The organism is Halomonas sp. 707D4, assembly GCF_024158685.1.
In the GTDB taxonomy this organism is placed as follows: Bacteria; Pseudomonadota; Gammaproteobacteria; order Pseudomonadales; family Halomonadaceae; genus Vreelandella.
On record NZ_JAMZBD010000647.1, the window covers coordinates 1 to 1,404 of the forward strand.

Genomic DNA, 1,404 nt, shown 5'->3' on the forward strand with positions numbered 1-1,404 from the left:
CCGCGGGCGTGGCCGGCGAGCGCTTCGGGGTGCGCAACTCCGGCGCCACCGCCGTCATCGAAGGCTCGGGCGATCACTGCTGCGAATACATGACCGGCGGGCTGGTCTGCGTGCTGGGTGAAACCGGCGTCAACTTCGGCGCGGGCATGACCGGCGGCTTTGCCTACGTGCTGGACGAACAGCGCGACTTCGTGGACAAGTACAACCACGAGCTGGTGGAGATCCACCGGGTGAACACCGAAGCGATGGAGGCCTACCGCCGCCACCTGCGCGAGATGATCGAGGCCTACGTGGCCGAGACGGGCTCACGCCGCGGCGCCGCCATTCTGGAAGACTTCAGCGACTACGTGCGTCACTTCTGGCTGGTCAAACCGAAGGCGGCGAGCCTGGGTAGCCTGCTGGATCAATCTCGGCGTCAGCCGCAGTAAACCCGTGCCTACGCCGAGAGGAGAGAGATCATGGCCAACCGTTTGAGCAACGATTTTCAGTTCATCGACGTGGGTCGCAAGGACCCGCAGAAGAAAGAGGCGCACACCCGCGCCCGTGAATTCGCCGAAATCTACGAGCCGTTCAAGCCGACGGACGCGGCGAGCCAGGCGCACCGCTGCCTGCACTGCGGCAACCCGTACTGCGAGTGGAAGTGCCCGGTGCACAACTACATTCCCAACTGGCTGCAGCTCGTCGTGGAAGGCAACATCATCGAGGCCGCCGAGCTTTCCCACAAGACCAACTCGCTGCCGGAGGTGTGCGGCCGGGTCTGCCCCCAGGACCGCCTGTGCGAGGGGGATTGCACCCTCAACGACGGCTTCGGTGCGGTGACCATCGGCTCGATCGAGAAGTACATCACCGACACGGCCTTCGCCATGGGCTGGCGTCCGGACATGTCGAAGGTGGTGTGGACCGACAAGAAGGTCGCGATCATCGGCGCCGGCCCCGCGGGTCTCGGGGCTGCCGACATTCTCGCCCGCAACGGCGTCAAGCCCGTGGTGTTCGACCGCCACCCGGAGATCGGCGGGCTTCTGACCTTCGGCATTCCCGAGTTCAAGCTCGAGAAGAACGTCATGGAGCGCCGCCGCGCGGTGTTCGAGGAGATGGGCATCGAGTTTCGCCTCAACGTCGAGATCGGCGTGGACATCGAGTTCGATACCCTGGTGCAGGAGTATGACGCGGTGTTCCTCGGCATGGGCACCTACCAGTACATGGAAGGCGGCTTCCCGGGTGAAGACCTGCCCGGCGTCTACAAGGCGCTGGATTTCCTGATCGCCAACGTCAACCGCCGCCTGGGCTTCGAGAAGGACCCGGCGGACTACATCTCGATGGAAGGCAAGCGCGTGGTGGTGCTCGGCGGTGGCGACACGGCGATGGACTGCAACCGCACCTCGATTCGCCAGCGCGCGACGAGCG

At 65.0% G+C, this 1,404-nt stretch carries 2 protein-coding genes; both read left to right on the forward strand.

The features are described from left to right. Nucleotides 1–428: hypothetical protein (locus BIS11_RS17540; RefSeq protein WP_253586721.1), on the forward strand; the 428-nt coding region annotated here is incomplete at its 5' end. Nucleotides 429–458: 30 nt separating this feature from the next. Continuing rightward, on the forward strand, nucleotides 459–1,404 hold a 946-nt coding region (locus tag BIS11_RS17545), incomplete at its 3' end, for a glutamate synthase subunit beta (RefSeq protein WP_253586723.1).